We start from the raw sequence: 17,185 nt of genomic DNA on the forward strand, positions 1-17,185 counted from the left end.
TTCCCCGGCGGGCCGTTCCGGCTGATCCGACCGGCAGGCGGCCCCGTCTCGCCGTCCGGCTGCCGCCTGCCGTGACGACCCGTAGCCCGAGCGTGTGACGTGAGCGGGCGCGCGGCGTGCCGTGCTCTCCTCGTCGCGACCCGGGGTGCTTTCGTCGCAAAGCCGGACGCGCGACAGTCCTCGGAGCTGCGAAGGAGAGACCGTGATGGCAGAGAAGGCCGACGAACACCACCGAGTGATGTCCGTGCCGCTGCTCAAGGGCCAGAAGGCCCTGGTGACCGGCGCCAACTCGGGCATCGGCCTGGCGACCGCCGTCGCTCTGGGCCGGGCCGGAGCCGACGTCGTGGTCAACTACGTCACCGGTGCGCAGGAGGCGGACGACGTCGTAGGGCAGATCAAGGATCTCGGCGTCCAGGCCTACGCCCACGAGGCCGACGTCTCCGACGAGGACCAGGTGGTCGCCATGGTCGCCCGGGCGGTCGAGGAGTTCGGCACCCTCGACATCATGGTGGCCAACGCGGGCCTGCAACGGGACGCCGCCCTGACCGACATGACGCTCGCCCAGTGGCAGAAGGTCATCGACGTCAATCTGACCGGCCAGTTCCTGTGCGCCCGCGAGGCCGCCAAGGAGTTCATGCGGCGCGGCGTGGTGCCGGAGGTGTCCCGGGCGGCCGGGAAGATCATCTGCATGAGCTCGGTCCACCAGATCATCCCGTGGGCGGGGCACGTGAACTACGCCTCCTCCAAAGGAGGTGTGTCCATGCTGATGCAGACCCTCGCCCAGGAGCTGGCCCCGCACCGCATCCGGGTCAACGCCATCGCGCCCGGCGCCATCCGCACCCCGATCAACCGCGACGCCTGGTCCACCCCCGCCGCCGAAGCCGACCTGCTGCGCCTCATCCCGTACGGCCGGGTGGGCGACCCGGACGACATCGCCGACGCCGTCGTCGCCATGGCGTCCGACCTGCTCGACTACGTCATCGGCACCACGCTCTACGTCGACGGCGGAATGACGCTCTTCCCCGGGTTCGCCACCGGCGGCTGAACGCCCCGGAGGACCACGTCACTCCCCGCCGGGCGATGACCTGACCCGCCGTCATTACCCTCGCTCCCGTGTCCCGCGGGGCCGACCACCGAGGCGCAGATGCCCATCACAGCGGACCTTCTGGCGAACACCCCGCCCCAACTCCTGCCGGCGCGCGAGCTGATGGCCTTCACCCTCGGCATGCACATCCTGCTGGTCCCGTTCGGCGTGGCGCTGCCGTTCCTCGTCCTGCTGATGCACCACCGCGGGCTCCGCCGCGAGGACCCCGTCGCCCTCACCCTGGCGCGGCGCTGGTCGGCGGTGATGGCGGTCCAGTTCGCCATCGGCGTCGTCACCGGCACCGTCCTCTCCTTCGAGATGGGCCTGCTGTGGCCCGGGATGCTGGGCCGCTGGGGTGATGTGTTCGGCCTCGGCTTCGGCGTCGAGGCCTGGGCGTTCTTCCTGGAGGCCGTGCTGATCGCGGTCTACCTCTACGGCTGGCGCAGGCTGAAGCCGTGGACCCACTTCTGGCTGGCCGCGCCGCTGCCGCTGACCGCCCTGCTCGGAGCGTTCGGCATCATCGCGGCCAACTCGTGGATGAACACCCCGCGGGGGTTCACCCTCGACGCGCACGGTGATCCCGTCCAGGTCGACGTGCGGCGAGCCGTCTTCACACCGATCTTCGGCGCGGAGTACTGGCACTTCGTCGCGGCGATGTTCCTGACCGCCGCCTACGTGGTCGCCGGCGTGTACGCGGTCGGCTGGCTGCGCGGACGCCGCGACCGCTACCACCGGCTGGGCTTCACGGTGCCGTTCACCGTGGCGGCGATCCTCACGCCCGTCCAGTTCATGCTCGGCGACTCCGCCGCCCGGGCCGTCTTCCACAAGCAGCCCGTCAAGTTCGCCGCGACGGAGCTCGTCTGGAAGACGGACACCCATGTGCCGGAGTACATGTTCGGCCGGCTGAAGAGCGACGGGACGATCGTGGGCGGGCTGAAGATCCCGCAACTGGACTCCATCCTCGCCGGCTTCAAGCCCAGCACTCAGGTGACCGGGCTGACGTCGGTACCGGCCGCCGACCGCCCCACCGCCGTCCAGGCCACCATCGCCCACTGGGCCTTCGACATCATGGTCACCATCGGCAGCCTGCTGATCCTGCTCGCCCTCTGGTACGGCTGGTGCTGGCTGCGGCGGCGGGACCTGCCCCGCAGCCGCTGGTTCTTCCGCTGCGCCGCCGTCGCGGGGGCCGCCGCCCTGGTGACCGTGGAGTGCGGCTGGATCACCACGGAGGTCGGCCGGCAGCCCTGGATCGTCTACCAGCACATGAGGGTCTCGGAGGCGGTGACCTCCACCCGCCCCGCCACGCTGTGGGCGATGCTCGGCATCGTCGTCGTCGTGTACGCGGCCGTCTTCGGCGCGTTCCTCGCGGTCGTCCTGAAGATGCGGACGCGCTGGCGCATCGCCGACGAGGGCCGTGCCGCCGGGTCCGGCCCCGTGGCCCCCGAGACCGACACGCCCTACGGCCCCCGGGAGCCCGAGCCCGCGGCCGCCCGGGGCGCACCCGGACAAGAGCCCGACCGCTCCCCGGGAGGCGCGCCATGATGGCCGAACTCGCCGCCTGGGTCATGGTGCTCGCGATCGCCGCCTACGCCTGCGCCGGGGGCACCGACTACGGAGCCGGCCTGTGGGACCTGCTGGCGGGCGGAACGGAACGCGGCCGGCGGCCCCGTTGGCTCATCGACCACGCCATGGCGCCCGTCTGGGAGACCAACAACGTCTGGCTGATCTTCGTCCTGGTCGTCATGTGGACCGGCTTCCCGACGATGTTCCAGGCCGTCTTCACCGCCCTGTGGCTGCCCCTCGCCCTCGCCGCCGTGGGTCTTGTGCTCCGGGGAGCGGGGTTCGCCCTGCGCAAACCCACCCACCGGCTGGCCCAACGGCGGGTCTACGGCGCGATGTTCGCCGTCGCTTCGCTGCTCACGCCGTTCTTCCTCGGAGCGGCGCTCGGCGCGATCGCCTCCGGCCGGGTCAGGGCCGGCACCGCCGCCTCCGCGGACGCCTGGGCCAATCCGACGTCCGTGCTCACGGGACTGCTCGCCATCGCCGCCGTCGCGTTCCTGGGAGCGGTCTTCCTCTCCTCCGACGCCCGGCGGTACGGCAGCGAGGACCTCGTCTCCTACTTCAGGGTGCGCGCGCTGTGCGCCTTCGCCGCCGTCGTCGTCCTCGCGCTCGTCGCCCTGCCCGTCACCCACGACGACGCGCCCTACGTCTGGAAGGGCCTCACCGGCGGCTGGGGACTGGCGCTGGTGATCCTTGCGGCGGTGTGCGGGCTTGCCACGGTGCTGCTCCTGCTGCGCCGGTCCCACGGCCCGACCCGCTGGACCTCGGTGGCGGCGGTCGCCCTGACCGTCTGTGCCTGGGGTTTCGCACAGCGGCCCTACCTGCTGCCGACCTCGCTGACGGTGACCCAGGGGGCGGGCGCCCCGCACACCCTGCGCTGGCTGGCGATCGTCACGGTCATCGCCGTCGTGGTGGTCGGCCCGGCGCTGGTGCTGCTCTACCGGCTCGACACCATGGGCGACCTGGAGGCGCTGACGGACGCCGAGACCGGAGCCGCCGGCGTGCCCGGCGACGACTACTGACGGCCTTCCGCCGGCCACCGCACGGGCGGCCGGCCGCGGTCATCGCCGCCTCAGTTCAGCCGCGCGGCGATGCGGTCACCGACCCGCAGGGCGTTCGCGATGGCGGTGAGCGACGGGTTCACCGCGCCGATGCTCGGGAAGAAACTGGTGTCCACGACGTACAGGTTGTCCAGGTCGTGGGCCTTGCAGTCGACGTCGAGTGCCGAGGTCCTCGGGTCGTCACCGAACCGCACGGTGCCCGCCTGATGTGCCGTGGCTCCGATCGGCATGCCCTTGTGCAAGTAGATGCTGTGCGACAGCAGATGGTGCTCGTGCATGCCCAAGTGCCCCAGTATCTTCTGCAGTTCGTGCCGCAGCCGGTGAAGCCCGGCGACGTTGTTCTTCTCGTCGAGGGTGAGACGGACACGGTCGTCCTCGTCGAGGGTGACCCGGTTCCCGGGCTGCGGAAGGTCCTCCCCGCACAGCCAGAAGTCGACCGCGTGGTGCGCCAGCGTCTCGAACGGCATGTCGGGCGCGACGGCGCCGGCCCAGCGCGGGGCCTCCCCGTGGATCTGGGCGGCGTCGGACTTGCCCAGCATCTGGATGCCGCCCAGTGGGAACTCCCAGTCCTCCGCGCCCAGATACCAGTCGTGCAGCGCCAGGGTCTTCTGGAACCTGGTGGAGTTCGGCTCCTTGGACACCGCCATCAGCGCCAGGTTGTTGTGCCGCATGTAGTGGCGGCCCACGACGCCCGAGCTGTTGGCCAGACCTCCCGGGTGCTTGTCGTTGGCCGAACGCAGCAGCAGCACAGCCGAGTTGACCGCACCGCAGGCCACCACCACGATGTCGGCGCTGAACCGCTCGGTCGTACCGTCCTCACGTCCGACGACGGCCGCGGTGACGGTGCGTCCCGTCGGATCGGTCTCCAGCCGCCGCACCTGGGCACCGGTCACCATCGTGACGTTGTCGTGTTCCAGCGCGGGGTCGACACAGATGACCTGGGCGTCGGACTTGGCGCCCAGCAGACAGGGGAAGCCGTCGACCCGGTCGCAGCGGATGCATGCGCTGGAACGGGTGGCGTCGCCTTTCTCGTCCTGGGTGAGGTTCACGCCGACGGGCAGGTGGAAGGGGTGCAGCCCCCGCTTCTCCAGGTCGTCGCTGAGCTGCTGGATACGGGGCTCGTGCTCGACCGGCGGGTGCGGGTACTGGCCGCTCGTCGGACCCTCGGAAGGGTCCTCGCCGTGCCGGCCGTGCACCAGGTAGAGCTGCTCGGCCTGCGTGTAGTACGGCTCCAGGTCCTCGTAGCGGATCGGCCAGGCCGGTGAGAGGCCGTCGTGGTGGCGCAGTTCGCCGAAGTCCTCGGGCCGCAGCCGGAAGAGGGCGGCGCCGTAGAACTTCGTGTTGCCGCCGACGTAGTAGTTGACCTCCGGCGGGAAGTCGTCGCCGTGCTTGTCACGCCAGAACTCCGGGGCACGGTAGGTGCCCTTGACGAAGACGGCGGTGGAGTCCCAGTTGTCCCGCTCCCGCGGCAGGTAGCCGCCGCGTTCCAGGACGAGGATCCGCTTGCCGGTCGGGGCCAGCCGGTGGGCGAGCGTTCCGCCCCCCGCTCCGGTGCCGATGATGATGACGTCGTAGTGGTCGTCAGCCATGCCGAGTCCCGTGTGCAGTAACGCCCGCCAGGGCGGATGGAATTACCCGGACCTACTTCGACGCTACGGGGCCAGGTGGGGATCGGCGACTCGGGAGCACCGGCAGGCCACCGCCTCACCCGCCGCCCGGCAAGCGTTCCACCGCCTCCTGGACTATCACCCGCGGGGCGGCCGTCGCGTCGACGGTGGTTCCCGCCTCGTCGGGTCGCAGCGGCTCCAGATCGGTGTACTGGGAGTCCTCCAGCGCGGACGGCATGAAGTGGCCTGCGCGTGCTGCGACCCGCCGTGCGGCGGACGCCCGGTCGAGCGCCAGGTGCAGGAACCACACGCCCGCGCCCGCCCCGCGCAACCGGTCGCGGTACTCGCGCTTGAGAGCCGAGCACGCCATCACACCGCCCCGGCCGGAATCCGTCGCCTCCCGGACCCAGTCGGCGAGCGCCGTCAGCCAGGGCCGGCGGTCCCCGTCGTCCAGCGGACGGCCCGCGGCCATCTTGGCCCGGTTCGCCGCCGGGTGGAGGTCGTCCGCCTCCAGAAAGGGCAACCCCAGCCGCTGCGCCAGCAGCCGGCCCACGGTGGACTTGCCCGACCCCGCGACGCCCATGACCACGACGACGGTGGGCGCCGCGCGAGCTGTACCCATGACATGTCACCTGACCCGGTTCCGCGGGACCTCACAGGACGGCGATCGGGTTGACCGGCGAGCCGGTGGCGTTGGGCAGCCGCAGCGGAGCGACGACACAGAGGAACGACCAGCGCTCCCGCGCCGCGCAGACCGGCGCCTGGTCCTCGAACTGCAGGTAGTCCAGCAGCAGAAGACCCATGGCGTGGATCGCGAGCACGTGCACGGGGTAGCCGACGTCCTCGGCGCAGCTCGGCGCGGTGTCGTTGTTCCCGTCGCTCCCGAGCACCGCGACCCGGCGGTCCGCCAAGAACTCCAGCGCGGACGGATGGAGTCCCGCGCGGGCGCCGGCCGCCTGCCACGCGCCCAGCTCGTCCCGGCGCCGGCGATGACCGACCCGGACGAACAGCAGGTCCCCGCCGCGCACCTGGACCCCCTGGGCGCTCTCGGCCGCGCCCAGGTCGTCGGCCGTCACATGCTCTCCCGGTTCGAGCCACGGCACTCCGCGCAGCCGCGGAACGTCCACCAGCACGCCGCGTCCGACGATCCCGTCGTGGACCGTGTCGATCGAGAGCGCGTCCGCGCCGTCCGCGGTGACGGTGTCCGCGCTCACGCCGCCGTGCAGTGTGCCCTCGTAGACGACATGGCACAGCGCGTCGACGTGGCTGTCGGCGTCCCCGTGCACGTTCATCGCGAAGCGGTCCCTGGCGAAGTGGAGGCCGCCCGCGTCCTCGCCGTGCTGCCGGGGCCACGCGCTCATCCGGTGCCTCGCGGGCTCCGGATCGTCGGGACCGGAATCGGTCTGCACCGGCGCGGCCATCGTGACCGTCCGGCCGGTGCGCACCTCGCGGGCGGCGGCCAGCACCCGGGCGGGGGTGAGCGCCGCCAGAGCACCCCGCTCGCCCCCGGCCCAGTCGGCGCGGGCGGCCAGTCGCCGGTACAGCACGTCGAACTCGGCTGCGGACAACCGGTGTTGGCCTGTCGGACGGGCTCGGGTCGCCATGGATCAGCGCCCGTCCACCGCGTCGAGCGCCTTGTCGAGGGTGATGGCGGCCCTGATGAGGGAGAGATGGGTGAACGCCTGCGGGAAGTTGCCCAGTTGCTCACCGGACGGCCCGATCTCCTCGGCGAACAGGCCGACATGGTTGGCGTAGGTCTGCATCTTCTCGAAGGTGTAGCGGGCCTGGTTCAGCCGCCCGGCCCGGGCCAGCGCGTCGACGTAGAGGAAAGTGCACAGGCTGAACGTGCCCTCGGAGCCGCGCAGTCCGTCCGGCGACGCGGCCGGGTCGTAGCGGTAGACGAGGCTGTCGGAGACGAGTCTGCGGTCCATCGCGTCGAGCGTGGAGAGCCAGGTCTTGTCCCGGGGGGCGATGAACCCGACGCTCGGCATGATGAGCAGCGAGGCGTCCAGGACGTCGTCGTCGTAGTGCTGGACGAAGGCGCGTTCCTCGTCACTCCAACCGCGTTCCATGACCTGGTTGAAGACGGCGTCCCTCGCGGCCCGCCACCGGTCCACGTTCGCGGGCTTGCGGGACACCTCGGCCAGGCGCAGTCCGTGGTCGAAGGCCACCCATGACATCACCCGGCTGTAGGTGAAGTCCTTGCGGCCGCCGCGGGTCTCCCAGATGCCCTCGTCCGGCCGGTCCCAGGCGTCGGCGAGCCAGTCCAGCACGTTGGCGACCGTGCGCCATCCCTCCGCGGTGGCCTGCTGCGCCAGCTCGTTGCTCTGGGCCACCGCGTAGAGGGCCTCGCCGTAGATGTCCAGCTGGAGCTGGTCGGCGGCGCCGTTGCCGATGCGGACGGGCGCGGAGCCGCGGTAGCCCTCGAAGTGGTCGAGCGTCTCCTCCGGCAGGTCGGGGTCGCCGTCGATCCGGTACATCGTCTGCAGCGGCTCCTCCTTGCCCTGGCGCTCGCGCAGCCGGTCCACCAGCCAGTGGACGAAGGCGATGGCCTCGCCGGCGAAGCCGAGGTCCAGCATGGCCCGTACGGACAGCGCCCCGTCGCGGATCCAGGTGTACCGGTAGTCCCAGTTGCGCTCCCCGCCGACCTGTTCGGGCAGGCCCATGGTGGCGGCCGCGACCAGCGCGCCGGTGGGAGCGTAGGTGAGGAGCTTGAGGGTGATGGCCGAGCGGTGGACCAGCTCGGGCCACCGGCCCCGGTAGCGGGACTGGCGCAGCCAGTCGCGCCAGAACTGCGCGACTCGCGCGAAGTGTCCGGTCAATCCGTCGACCGTGACGGCCTCGGGCGCCTCGCCGCCGGGAGCGCAGACGGTGAACACGGCGCCGCCGGACTCGCCGGCGCTCAGTGTCACCCGGCCCCGCACGTCCTGGCCGTCGCGCTCCAGCGGGAAGGTGCACTGCAAGTGGCCGTCGATGCCGTCGGCGCGGAACACCGCTTCTCCGTCGCGCAGTTCGAGCTTGTGCTCGGCCCGGCCGTAGTCGAAGCGCGGCCGGCATTCGAGGGTGAACTCGACGGTCCCTCTCACCACACGGACCAGACGGACCAGAGTGTGCCGGTCGGTGGCGGTGCCGCTCTCGCTCAGAGGCATGAAGTCGAGCACCTCTCCCACGCCGTCCGGGGACAGGAACCGGGTGACCAGGACCGCGGTGTCGGGATAGTAGAGCTGCTTGCAGGTGCCCTCGGGGTGCTCGGGGGCCAGCCGGAGGTACCCGCCGCGGTCGTGGTCGAGCAGGGCGGCGAAGACGCTGGGGGAGTCGAACCGGGGAGCGGCGAACCAGTCGACGACGCCCTGCGACGACACGAGCGCGGCGGTCTGCAAGTCGCCCACCAGGCCGTGGTCGGCGATCGGAGGATAGCGGTCCATGGATGCTCCGGAACTTGTGGGGAGCCCCCTGCCTCCACTATCGGGCACCCCTGTCACGCCTGTCACATCGAACGCACGACGCACTCGTGGCGGCCTGCGGTGTCCGGCGCGTGCCGCTCGGTTTGCCGGGGCCGCCCGGGCGGGGGTTACTGGCTGTGGCCGGCCCGGCCGGGCCAGGGGAGGGGCCGGACAGGTGCACGCGTACTCGCCGAGGCGTCTCGGCCGCCGTCGGCCACAGCAGGGAGATCGCGCATGCGGATGATCCACCTCCGGCTGGTGAGCCCCCCTGATCTCGCGCCCCGGGCGGTCGGTGTGCTGAGCGGCGATCCGTTCGTGTTCAACCTGGTGGTCCACCCCGCCTCGGTCCGCCGTCCCGACGGCGACGCGATCGAGTGCGACGTGCTGTCGGGCGGGGCCAACGCCGTACTGCGCGGACTGCGGGAACTCGGCCTGCATCACCGCGGGTCCGTCGTCATCGAACCGGTGGAGATCGCCTTCTCCGGCCCCGCCGCCGAGGTCGAGCGACGGGAGTTGGGCCCGCTCGCACACGCGCCGGTCTGGGAGGAGGTCGAAGCGCGCATCCGCTCCGAAGGCGTCCACGGGCCGAGCTTCTACGTCTACCTGGTCATCGCGGGCGTCCTCGCGGCGGTGGGGATCCTCACCAACATCCTTTTGTTGATCGCGACAGGCGTGCTGACGCTCAGGTTCCAGCGAGTGGTCTGGCGGCGCATCGGCCGACGCGAAGCACGCGCTGACGCGTGAGCGCGCCTACGTGTGAGTGCGCCTACGCGTGAACGGGCCTACGCGTGAACGGGCCGAGCGCCCGGAATCGAGCCTCCGGCCGGACCCTGTGACCGGCGGTCCGCTCTGCCCTGACCTGCGAAGAGGGCCTCCAGGAGGCCGAGTTGAGGGTCGGCTGGGCTGTGCCGTGTGGTTTTTCCGGAGGAAAATGCCAAAGGCGCCACCCGCGCACCGTACTTTCCGTAACCTCGGGATCACGCTCTCGGTACGGCTGTGCGGTCTCGTGGCGCGGTGTGCCGGCGGGGCGGTGGCTGTCGTGGTCGTCGGCAACGCGCCGGAAGGAGACTGGTCATGGCCGTCGAGGCCGAGGTCCTGAACGAACTGAACCGGCTGCGCGCGCGTATGCCCCAGCTGACGGGGGCGCTGGCGGCCAGCGTCGACGGCCTCGTCCTCGCCCAGGACATGCCGGGCGTCCAGCCCGAGAGCCTCGCGGCCCTCACCGCGGCGGCGCTCGGCGTCGGGTACCGGATGGTGGACCTCACGGCTCGCGGCGAGTTCTGCGAACTCCTGGTGCGCGGGGCGGACGGCTACGTCGCCACGTACGCGGCCGGCCCCTCCGCCGTGCTGACCCTGCTCGCCGACGACCGCGCCAACGTCGGCCGCCTGCACCTGGAGGGCCGGCGCAGCGGGGCCCGCATCGCCGGGCTGATGGCGTCCCGGCTCGCGCCCGGCCGTCCCGCCCCGCCACTGGATCCCCCCGCGGTCACCCCGTTACGGGCCCTGGGCGCGTTACCGGTGCGCATCCCGCGTCAGTTCCGCGTCCAACGAGGACCGGAACAAGGCGGAACGGCCTGAAGGGTCCTGCATCCATCACGACTCCGCCCGGCCCGTTCACCCTCACGCCGTCAGGGCTCGGTCAGGACTCGCGGCCCCTGCCCCGGGTGGCGCCCCGCCGCCTGGCGGGAGGCCGCTCGAGGCCGGCGCCGGACGTCGGCCCCGCCGCCGGCGCGCTGAAGCCGCCCGGCACCAGACGCGGTGGTGCGGCCGTGTCGGAGTCGGACACCGCCGGCTGTTCGGCCGGCGCCCGCCGTCCGGGCCCCGCGGCGGCCTCCTGGCGCGGCGGCGCCGCCCGGCCGAGCACACGCGTGTGCGTCATCAACGGGGCGCACGCCGAGCACACTTCGCTGAGCGTCCACACCTGGCCCACCGCCGGGTTGTGCCGCAACACCAGCACCACCGACCCCGCGCACGCGACCCGCACGCCCTCGTGCAGCGCGCACCGCTCGTGGCGGCACCAGCAGGCGGCGTCGTGGCGCACCGCCGCCGCCTTCGCGTGCGCGGCGGCGTGGGCCTCAGCGAAACGGCGCAGGGCGGTGAGGTCGCGGGAGCGCGGCGGCATCGAGCACGCCGACGAGCAGGTGACCGACGCGGTGCGGTCCCGGTGCCCGACCACGCGGATCGTCCAGGAACGCCCGGGACGGCGGGCTGACGGGGCTTCAGGATGCATGAGAGCCAAGACCACATGTCCTTCGTGGGAGGCGAGCAGACGGGAAGGGGAGGCACCCGGGCTGGTTCCGGCACGGTCCGCCGGGAGTGACCCCGTTCACAGCATGCCCGTGCCCCGGCATACCATTCGCGCCCTGCTCCCTCTGGCCGACGCGCCCGTCCACACGGCATACCCCTAAGCTCCCCCTTATGAGCACAGGGGGTTACGGCAGACGTGTGGTCGACGGCCGGTTCGAGCTGGTCGAGCGGCTCGGCGGCGGGGGCATGGGCGTGGTCTGGCGCGCCCGCGACCTGGCGTTGCACCGCGACGTGGCGGTGAAGGAGGTACGGCCCCCGGATCCTGCGCTGGCGGCGCACGACCCCGAGGGGGCGCGTGTCCTGCGTGAGCGCGTCCTGCGGGAGGCTCGCGCGCTGGCGCGCGTCCACCATCCCAACGTCGTGACGATCCACCACATCGTCGACGGCGGCGAGGGAACCTATCCGTGGCTCGTGATGGAGCTGGTGACGGGCGGTTCGCTCCAGGACCGCCTGGAGCAGGGACCGTTGGCCCCCGTGGACGCCGCACGGCTCGGCCGCGAGCTGCTGTCCGCGCTGCGCGCCGCGCACGCCGTCGGCATCGAACACCGTGACGTCAAGCCGGCCAACGTGCTGCTCCGGCCCGACGGCCGGCCCGTCCTCACCGACTTCGGCATCGCCGCCGTACACGAGTTCACCGGGCTCACCGCCACCGGCGCCGTCATCGGCTCACCCGACTTCATGGCTCCCGAGCGGGTCAGCGGCAAGGAGGGCGGTCCGGCGGCCGACCTGTGGTCGCTGGCCATGCTGCTCTACGTCGCCGTCGAGGGCCACCATCCGCTGCGCCGCGCGAGCACCCTGGCCACGCTGGCCGCCGTGCTCGGCGAGGACGTGCCGGCCCCGCGCCGCGCCGGCCCCCTGACCGGAGTCCTCACGGCCCTCCTCGTCAGGGACCCGCGCAGCCGCCCCGACGCCGACCGGGTCGACCGGATGCTGACCACCGCGGCGGAAGCGGGAACGCCCCGTCCCGGCGCCCCCGGCGCCCCCGTCGCACCCCCGCCGCCCGTCCCCGGCGCGACCTCCTATCCGCTCGCGCCCCCCACCCCCGGCGCGTTCCCGACCGGGCCCGCCCCCGCGCCGCCGTACCCCCTGGCCCCCTCGCACCCCGGCGCGCCCTGGGCCGGCGCCGGCGGCAGGACCGTCAGCCCCCCGGTCCGGCCCGCGCGGTCGCGCCGCGGCCGGGTGGCGGCGGGGAGCGCGGGCGTCGTCGGCGTGGTCCTCGCCGGTGTGCTCGGGTACACGCTGCTGCCCGGACTCGGCGGACGGGACGACCGCGCCGCCGGGACGGACTCGTCGTCCCCCGGCGCGGCGGGGCCGACCGCGTCGCACGGCGCCGAGGCGGCGGCCACACCCGGCGCGGCCAAGGCCGACGCGACCGACGGCGACGGCGACGTGCACCTCCTCACCGCCGGCGGCCTGCGCACCACCACGGCGAAGCTGACCGACGCCATGGGCGGCGGCAAGGTCACCGGCCTCATCGTCTACGACGACTACGCCTTGGCCGACGCGCCCGTGAAGGGCCGCCCGAAGCTCTACGACCGGTACATCTACCGCGGCCGCGACGTGGCGGTGAAGGACGGGCCCGGCGGCACCGTCATGAACGGCGACATCCCCGTCGACCTGGCCGCGTTCGACTGGAACGCCGTGGCCGCGCTGCTCGCCGGCGCCGGCCGGACACTGCACGTGCCGCAGCCGGTCAACCGCTACCTGCTGGTCGACCCGGGTTCCACCGTCTTCGGCTCCGACCCCACGGTCAACGTCTACTTCTCGGACGACTACGGCAGCGCCTACCTGAAAGCCGACGTGCACGGCAAGGTCATCGAGACCCACCCGCGCGAGGACGGCGGCGGCTGAGCCGCACGGAGAAGGGGCCCGGAGGCGACTGCCTCCGGACCCCTTCTCCTCTACGCGTACGGATACGCGTACGGACTCACGCGCCGCTCTCCCGCAGCATGTCCTCACGCTCGACGATCTTCACGCGCTCTCGGCCCTGCGGCTCGCCCAGCGCCTTCTCGGCGGCGTCCAGCTTGTACCAGCCCTCCCAGGTGGTGAAGCGGACGCCACGCTCGGCGAGGAACGCGTCCACGGCCTCAGGCTCGGGAGAGCCGGGGGTCTGCAGACGGTCGCCCGCGAAGTCGGCCAGCAGGTTCGACACTGTCTCGTTGGCGTCGCCCTTGGTGTGGCCGATCAGGCCGACCGGACCGCGCCGGATCCAGCCGGTGACGTACACCGACTTCAGGTGCGCGCCGCTCTCCTCGATGACGCGGCCGCCCTCGTCCGGGACGGTGCCCGAGTCGAGGTCCCAGGGCAGCTTGGGCAGCTTCTCGGAGAGGTAGCCGACCGCGCGGTAGACCGCGCCGACGCTCCAGTCCTTGAACTCGCCGGTGCCCTTGACGTTGCCGGTGCCGTCCAGGACGGTGCGCTCGGTGCGCAGGCCGACGACCTTGCCATCCTCGCCGAGGATCTCCGTGGGCGACTCGAAGAAGTGCAGGAACAGCTTGTGCGGGCGCTCGCCGACATCGCGGATCGCCCAGTTCTCCAGCGTCTTGGCGACCATGTCGGCCTGCTTGTTGCCGCGCCGGGTCTGGATCGAGCCCTCGTCGTAGTCGATGTCCTCCGGGTCGACGATGACCTCGATGTTGGGGGAGTGGTCCAGCTCCCGCAGCTCCATCGGGGAGAACTTCGCCTGCGCCGGGCCGCGGCGGCCGAAGACGTGGATCTCCAGCGCCTTGTTGGCCTTCAGTCCCTCGTAGACGTTGGCCGGGATCTCGGTGGGCAGCAGTTCGTCCGCGGTCTTGGCCAGGACGCGGGCCACGTCGAGCGCGACGTTGCCGACGCCGAGGACGGCGACCTTCTCCGCCTCCAGCGGCCAGGTGCGCGGCACGTCCGGGTGGCCGTCGTACCAGGAGACGAAGTCGGCCGCGCCGTAGGAGCCGTCCAGGTCGACGCCCGGGATCGGCAGGTCGCGGTCGGCCATCGCGCCGGTGGAGAAGATCACGGCGTCGTAGAAGGCGCGCAGATCGTCCAGGTTGACGTCCGTGCCGTAGTCGACGTTGCCGAAGAGGCGGATCTGCGGCTTGTCGAGCACCTGGTGCAGGGCGGTGATGATGCCCTTGATCCGGGGGTGGTCCGGGGCCACGCCGTAACGGATCAGTCCGAACGGGGCCGGCATCCGCTCGAAGAGGTCGATGGACACACCGGGCTCGGCGGCCACATCGGACTTGAGCAGCGCGTCGGCGGCGTAGATCCCGGCGGGGCCGGCTCCGACGATGGCTACCCGCAGGGGGCGGGGCATGATCAGGTTCCCTTCGAGCGGCGACAGATCGACTCGGGGGAAGCCTAAACTGAGGCATACCTTACTCGGTACGGGGGTCCGGTCTATGGACTCATAAGCATCATTTATGACCTTCAGGGCAGCGGCTGCTCCGCCCAGATCACCTTGCCCTCGGGGGTGTAGCGCGTGCCCCAGCGGTCGGTGAGCTGGGCGACCAGGAACAGACCCCGGCCCCCCTCGTCCGTCATCGCCGCGTACCGAAGATGCGGCGAGGTGTTGCTGGTGTCGGAGACCTCGCAGATCAGCGTACGGTCCCGCAGCAGGCGCACCCGCACCGGACCGCCGCCGTAGCGGATCGCGTTGGTGACCAGCTCGCTCAGGATCAGCTCCGTCGTGAACGACAGCTCCTCCAGCTCCCACCGCGCCAGCTGCCGCGCCACCGCCGCCCGCACCTCGCCCACCGCCGCGGGGTCCATCGGGACCTCCCACTCGGCGACCCGGTCCGCGCCCAGCGCCCGGGTCCTGGCGACGATCAGCGCGATGTCGTCGTTCGGGCGGGCCGGCAGCAGCGACTCCAGGACCGTCTGGCAGGTCTCCTCCGGGGAGCCGTCGGCCCGCCCCAGCGCGGTGCGCAGCCGCTCCAGACCCGTGTCGATGTCCTGCCCCCGGTCCTCCACCAGCCCGTCGGTGTACAGCACCAGCCGGCTGCCCTCCGCCAGCTCCAGCTCGGCCGTCTCGAAGGGCAGCCCGCCCAGCCCGAGCGGCAGACCGGCCGGCACGTCCGGGTACTCCACCCGGCCGTCCGGATGCACCAGCGCCGGCGGCGGATGCCCGGCGCGGGCCACGGAGCACCGCCGCGACACCGGGTCGTAGATGGCGTACAGGCAGGTCGCGCCGGTGACCGGGGCGGCGCCGCCGTCCGTCGTCTCGTCCTGGTCGATCCGCGCCACCAACTCGTCCAGCAGCCCGAGCAGCTCCTCCGGCGCGAGGTCCAGGGAGGAGAAGTTGTGCACGGCGGTGCGCAGCCGGCCCATGGTGGCCGCCGCGTGCAGCCCGTGCCCGACGACGTCCCCCACGACGAGCGCGACCCGCGCGCCGGACAGCGGCAGCACGTCGAACCAGTCGCCGCCCACGCCGGCCTGCGCCGGCAGATAGCGGTACGCGATGTCCAGCGCGCCCTGCTCGGGCAGGCTGCGCGGCAGCAGGCTGCGCTGCAGCGTGACCGCCATGCCGTGCTCCCGGGTGAAGCGGCGCGCGTTGTCGATGGACACGGCCGCGCGCGCCACCAGCTCCTCCGCGAGGACGACCTCCTCCGGATCGAACGGCGCGGGCCGCTCCGACCGCCAGAAGCTGACCACACCCAGCAACAGCGAGCCCGCCCGCACCGGCACCGTGATCAGCGAGTGGATGCCGAACTCCACGACCTGCTCGGTCCGCTCCAGGTCCTGCGCCCGCCAGCCCGGCGCCCGGTTGAGCCGCGCCTCCAGCACGGCCCGCCCGGAGAGCAGGGTGCGCGCCTGCGGTGCGCTGTCGACGAACCGGATCCGCTCACCCACCGCGTACAGCGGAGCGCCCTTGCGGACCGCGCTGATCGCCGTGCGCCGCAGCGTGGCCCGCGCGTCCGGCTCCTCGCCCTCCAGCACGGCGTCGAAGAGGTCCACCGCCGCGAAGTCGGCGAACCTCGGCACGGCCAGCTCCGCCAGCTCCTCCGCCGTGCGGGACACGTCCAGGCTGGTCCCGACGGTCACCCCGGCCGCGTACAGCAGATCCAGACGCTCACGGGTCGCCTCGGCCCGGCCCGACAGGGCGCGCAGCTCCGTGGAGTCGCGCAGCGTGGCGACACTGCCGGCCGGACCGCCCGCCACGTGGGTGGGCCGCTGATTGATCGCCAGCAGCCGGTCCCCGACCAGGCGCACCTCGTCGGTGACCGTCCGCCCGGAGGCGAGCAGCGCGGCCATGTCCGCGTCCAGGCCCAGGGCGAGGACGCTGCGGCGCTCGGCGTCCGGCGGCAGGTTCAGCAGGCGGTGCGCCTCGTCGTTGGCGAGCAGCAGATCGCCCTCCCCGCCGACGATGATGACCCCTTCCCGTACGGCGTGCAGGACCGCGTCGTGATGCTCGTACATGCGGGTCATCTCCCGCGGGCCCAGACCGTGCGTCTGCCGCAGCAGCCGGCGGCTGACCAGCGCGGTGCCGCCCATGGCCAGGGCGAGGGCGACGCCGGCGGTGGTCAGCACCAGGGGCAGCTGGCGGTCGGCGTTGCCGCCGACGCGGGCCGTGGTGATGCCGGCGGACACCAGGCCTACGACCTTGCCGTCCGGCCCCTTCACCGGCACCACCGCCTGCACGAGCCGGCCGATCGTCCCCTCGATCTCCTCGACGATCGTGCCGCCCTCCTGCGCCGCTTTCAGCGACCCCACGAACTTCTTGCCGATGCGGTCCGGCTTGGGGTGCGTGTAGCGGATGCCGTCGGTGCTCATCACGACGATGAAGTCGACGTCCGCCGCCTCGCGCGCCTCCTCGGCGCGCGGCTGCAGAAGGAGTGTGGGGTGGGGACTGCGCAACGCCGCGACGATCCCGGGTGAGTTGGCGAAGGTCTGGGCGACGGCGAGCGAGCGGTTGCGGGCCTCCTGCGTGGTGTCGTGCCGTGCCTGGAGCACCAGCGCGACCACCGCCGCGACGACGAGCAGCAGAACGACGACCACCTGCAGGACGAACACCTGCGCGGCGAGACTGCGCCGCCCGAGCGCGGTCTCCGGCGTGCGCCGCCCCTTCGGGTCCCGGGGACGACGGGCCGGCCGGGCATCCGATCGCCCCAGGAGTCGGACCATGTGCCATGTCTACACTGCCCGGCC

General features: G+C 72.5%; 13 protein-coding genes. 6 read left to right on the forward strand and 7 right to left on the reverse strand.

All coding sequences use genetic code 11. The annotated features are described in order from the left end of the window. Positions 1–205 precede the first annotated feature (205 nt). The 3 genes from ACFYXA_RS06195 to ACFYXA_RS06205 all read left to right on the forward strand — a co-directional run bounded on the left by ACFYXA_RS06195 (position 206) and on the right by ACFYXA_RS06205 (position 3,666). A complete protein-coding gene (locus tag ACFYXA_RS06195) occupies positions 206–1,045 on the forward strand; it encodes an SDR family oxidoreductase (protein WP_352251730.1) in 840 nt (279 codons plus the stop codon). Between the two features lie 99 nt (positions 1,046–1,144). Continuing rightward, positions 1,145–2,626 carry a cytochrome ubiquinol oxidase subunit I gene (locus ACFYXA_RS06200; RefSeq protein WP_389028580.1) on the forward strand — a complete coding sequence of 494 codons (1,482 nt, stop codon included), beginning with the start codon at positions 1,145–1,147 and terminating at the stop codon, positions 2,624–2,626. Then, entirely contained in the window at positions 2,626–3,666 is a 1,041-nt protein-coding gene (locus ACFYXA_RS06205) for a cytochrome d ubiquinol oxidase subunit II (protein ID WP_389029092.1), read from the forward strand. The genes ACFYXA_RS06200 and ACFYXA_RS06205 overlap by 1 nt, the downstream gene beginning before the upstream one ends. A 50-nt stretch (positions 3,667–3,716) precedes the next feature. On the opposite strand, the gene ACFYXA_RS06210 is transcribed toward ACFYXA_RS06205, so the two are convergent. The 4 genes from ACFYXA_RS06210 to ACFYXA_RS06225 all read right to left on the reverse strand — a co-directional run bounded on the left by ACFYXA_RS06210 (position 3,717) and on the right by ACFYXA_RS06225 (position 8,737). Continuing rightward, complete coding sequence (locus ACFYXA_RS06210) at positions 3,717–5,294, reverse strand: GMC oxidoreductase (RefSeq protein ID WP_389028583.1); 1,578 nt, start codon at positions 5,292–5,294, stop codon at positions 3,717–3,719. Positions 5,295–5,409: 115 nt separating this feature from the next. Next, positions 5,410–5,934, reverse strand: coding sequence for a gluconokinase (locus ACFYXA_RS06215; protein WP_352251736.1), 525 nt, complete (start codon positions 5,932–5,934; stop codon positions 5,410–5,412). A 31-nt stretch (positions 5,935–5,965) separates the two neighbouring features. Continuing rightward, positions 5,966–6,916 carry a cyclase family protein gene (locus tag ACFYXA_RS06220; protein WP_389028587.1) on the reverse strand — a complete coding sequence of 317 codons (951 nt, stop codon included), beginning with the start codon at positions 6,914–6,916 and terminating at the stop codon, positions 5,966–5,968. 3 nt (positions 6,917–6,919) lie between these two features. Next, positions 6,920–8,737: a glycoside hydrolase family 15 protein gene (locus ACFYXA_RS06225; RefSeq protein WP_352251740.1), complete on the reverse strand. Its 1,818-nt coding sequence runs from the start codon at positions 8,735–8,737 to the stop codon at positions 6,920–6,922. 252 nt (positions 8,738–8,989) lie between these two features. Between ACFYXA_RS06225 and ACFYXA_RS06230 the strand changes: the two genes are divergently transcribed. Continuing rightward, positions 8,990–9,499 carry a hypothetical protein gene (locus tag ACFYXA_RS06230; RefSeq protein ID WP_389028590.1) on the forward strand — a complete coding sequence of 170 codons (510 nt, stop codon included), beginning with the start codon at positions 8,990–8,992 and terminating at the stop codon, positions 9,497–9,499. Between the two features lie 330 nt (positions 9,500–9,829). Beyond that, positions 9,830–10,333, forward strand: a complete 504-nt coding sequence (locus ACFYXA_RS06235; RefSeq protein WP_352251744.1) for a roadblock/LC7 domain-containing protein — start codon at positions 9,830–9,832, stop codon at positions 10,331–10,333. Between the two features lie 61 nt (positions 10,334–10,394). Here ACFYXA_RS06235 and ACFYXA_RS06240 read toward each other — a convergent pair whose 3' ends face one another. Beyond that, the gene (locus ACFYXA_RS06240; protein ID WP_352251746.1) at positions 10,395–10,985 is read right to left on the reverse strand and encodes a hypothetical protein; all 591 of its coding nucleotides are present in this window, start codon (positions 10,983–10,985) and stop codon (positions 10,395–10,397) included. Positions 10,986–11,173: 188 nt separating this feature from the next. Here ACFYXA_RS06240 and ACFYXA_RS06245 point away from each other — a divergent pair, with 188 nt between their 5' ends. Then, positions 11,174–12,913 (forward strand): serine/threonine-protein kinase, encoded by a 1,740-nt coding sequence (locus ACFYXA_RS06245; protein WP_389028594.1) that lies wholly within the window; start codon positions 11,174–11,176, stop codon positions 12,911–12,913. A gap of 76 nt (positions 12,914–12,989) precedes the next feature. Here the strand turns inward: ACFYXA_RS06245 and ACFYXA_RS06250 are convergent, their stop codons facing one another. Further along, entirely contained in the window at positions 12,990–14,354 is a 1,365-nt protein-coding gene (locus ACFYXA_RS06250; protein ID WP_389028597.1) for an FAD-dependent oxidoreductase, read from the reverse strand. A 113-nt stretch (positions 14,355–14,467) separates the two neighbouring features. Then, positions 14,468–17,161, reverse strand: a complete 2,694-nt coding sequence (locus ACFYXA_RS06255; protein ID WP_389028600.1) for a SpoIIE family protein phosphatase — start codon at positions 17,159–17,161, stop codon at positions 14,468–14,470. Positions 17,162–17,185: the final 24 nt, after the last annotated feature.

Source organism: Streptomyces sp. NPDC002566 (genome assembly GCF_042889585.1).
Classification (GTDB): domain Bacteria; phylum Actinomycetota; class Actinomycetes; order Streptomycetales; family Streptomycetaceae; genus Streptomyces.

Excerpts from the sequence above, each read along its gene's own strand:
- ACFYXA_RS06210 (WP_389028583.1), bottom strand. The coding sequence starts at position 5,294 with ATGGCTGACGACCACTACGACGTCATCATCATCGGCACCGGAGCGGGG.
- ACFYXA_RS06200 (WP_389028580.1), top strand. The coding sequence starts at position 1,145 with ATGCCCATCACAGCGGACCTTCTGGCGAACACCCCGCCCCAACTCCTG.
- ACFYXA_RS06245 (WP_389028594.1), top strand. The coding sequence starts at position 11,174 with ATGAGCACAGGGGGTTACGGCAGACGTGTGGTCGACGGCCGGTTCGAG.
- ACFYXA_RS06205 (WP_389029092.1), top strand. The coding sequence starts at position 2,626 with ATGGCCGAACTCGCCGCCTGGGTCATGGTGCTCGCGATCGCCGCCTAC.
- ACFYXA_RS06220 (WP_389028587.1), bottom strand. The coding sequence starts at position 6,916 with ATGGCGACCCGAGCCCGTCCGACAGGCCAACACCGGTTGTCCGCAGCC.
- ACFYXA_RS06235 (WP_352251744.1), top strand. The coding sequence starts at position 9,830 with ATGGCCGTCGAGGCCGAGGTCCTGAACGAACTGAACCGGCTGCGCGCG.
- ACFYXA_RS06255 (WP_389028600.1), bottom strand. The coding sequence starts at position 17,161 with ATGGTCCGACTCCTGGGGCGATCGGATGCCCGGCCGGCCCGTCGTCCC.
- ACFYXA_RS06195 (WP_352251730.1), top strand. The coding sequence starts at position 206 with ATGGCAGAGAAGGCCGACGAACACCACCGAGTGATGTCCGTGCCGCTG.
- ACFYXA_RS06215 (WP_352251736.1), bottom strand. The coding sequence starts at position 5,934 with ATGGGTACAGCTCGCGCGGCGCCCACCGTCGTCGTGGTCATGGGCGTC.
- ACFYXA_RS06230 (WP_389028590.1), top strand. The coding sequence starts at position 8,990 with ATGCGGATGATCCACCTCCGGCTGGTGAGCCCCCCTGATCTCGCGCCC.
- ACFYXA_RS06225 (WP_352251740.1), bottom strand. The coding sequence starts at position 8,737 with ATGGACCGCTATCCTCCGATCGCCGACCACGGCCTGGTGGGCGACTTG.
- ACFYXA_RS06250 (WP_389028597.1), bottom strand. The coding sequence starts at position 14,354 with ATGCCCCGCCCCCTGCGGGTAGCCATCGTCGGAGCCGGCCCCGCCGGG.
- ACFYXA_RS06240 (WP_352251746.1), bottom strand. The coding sequence starts at position 10,985 with ATGCATCCTGAAGCCCCGTCAGCCCGCCGTCCCGGGCGTTCCTGGACG.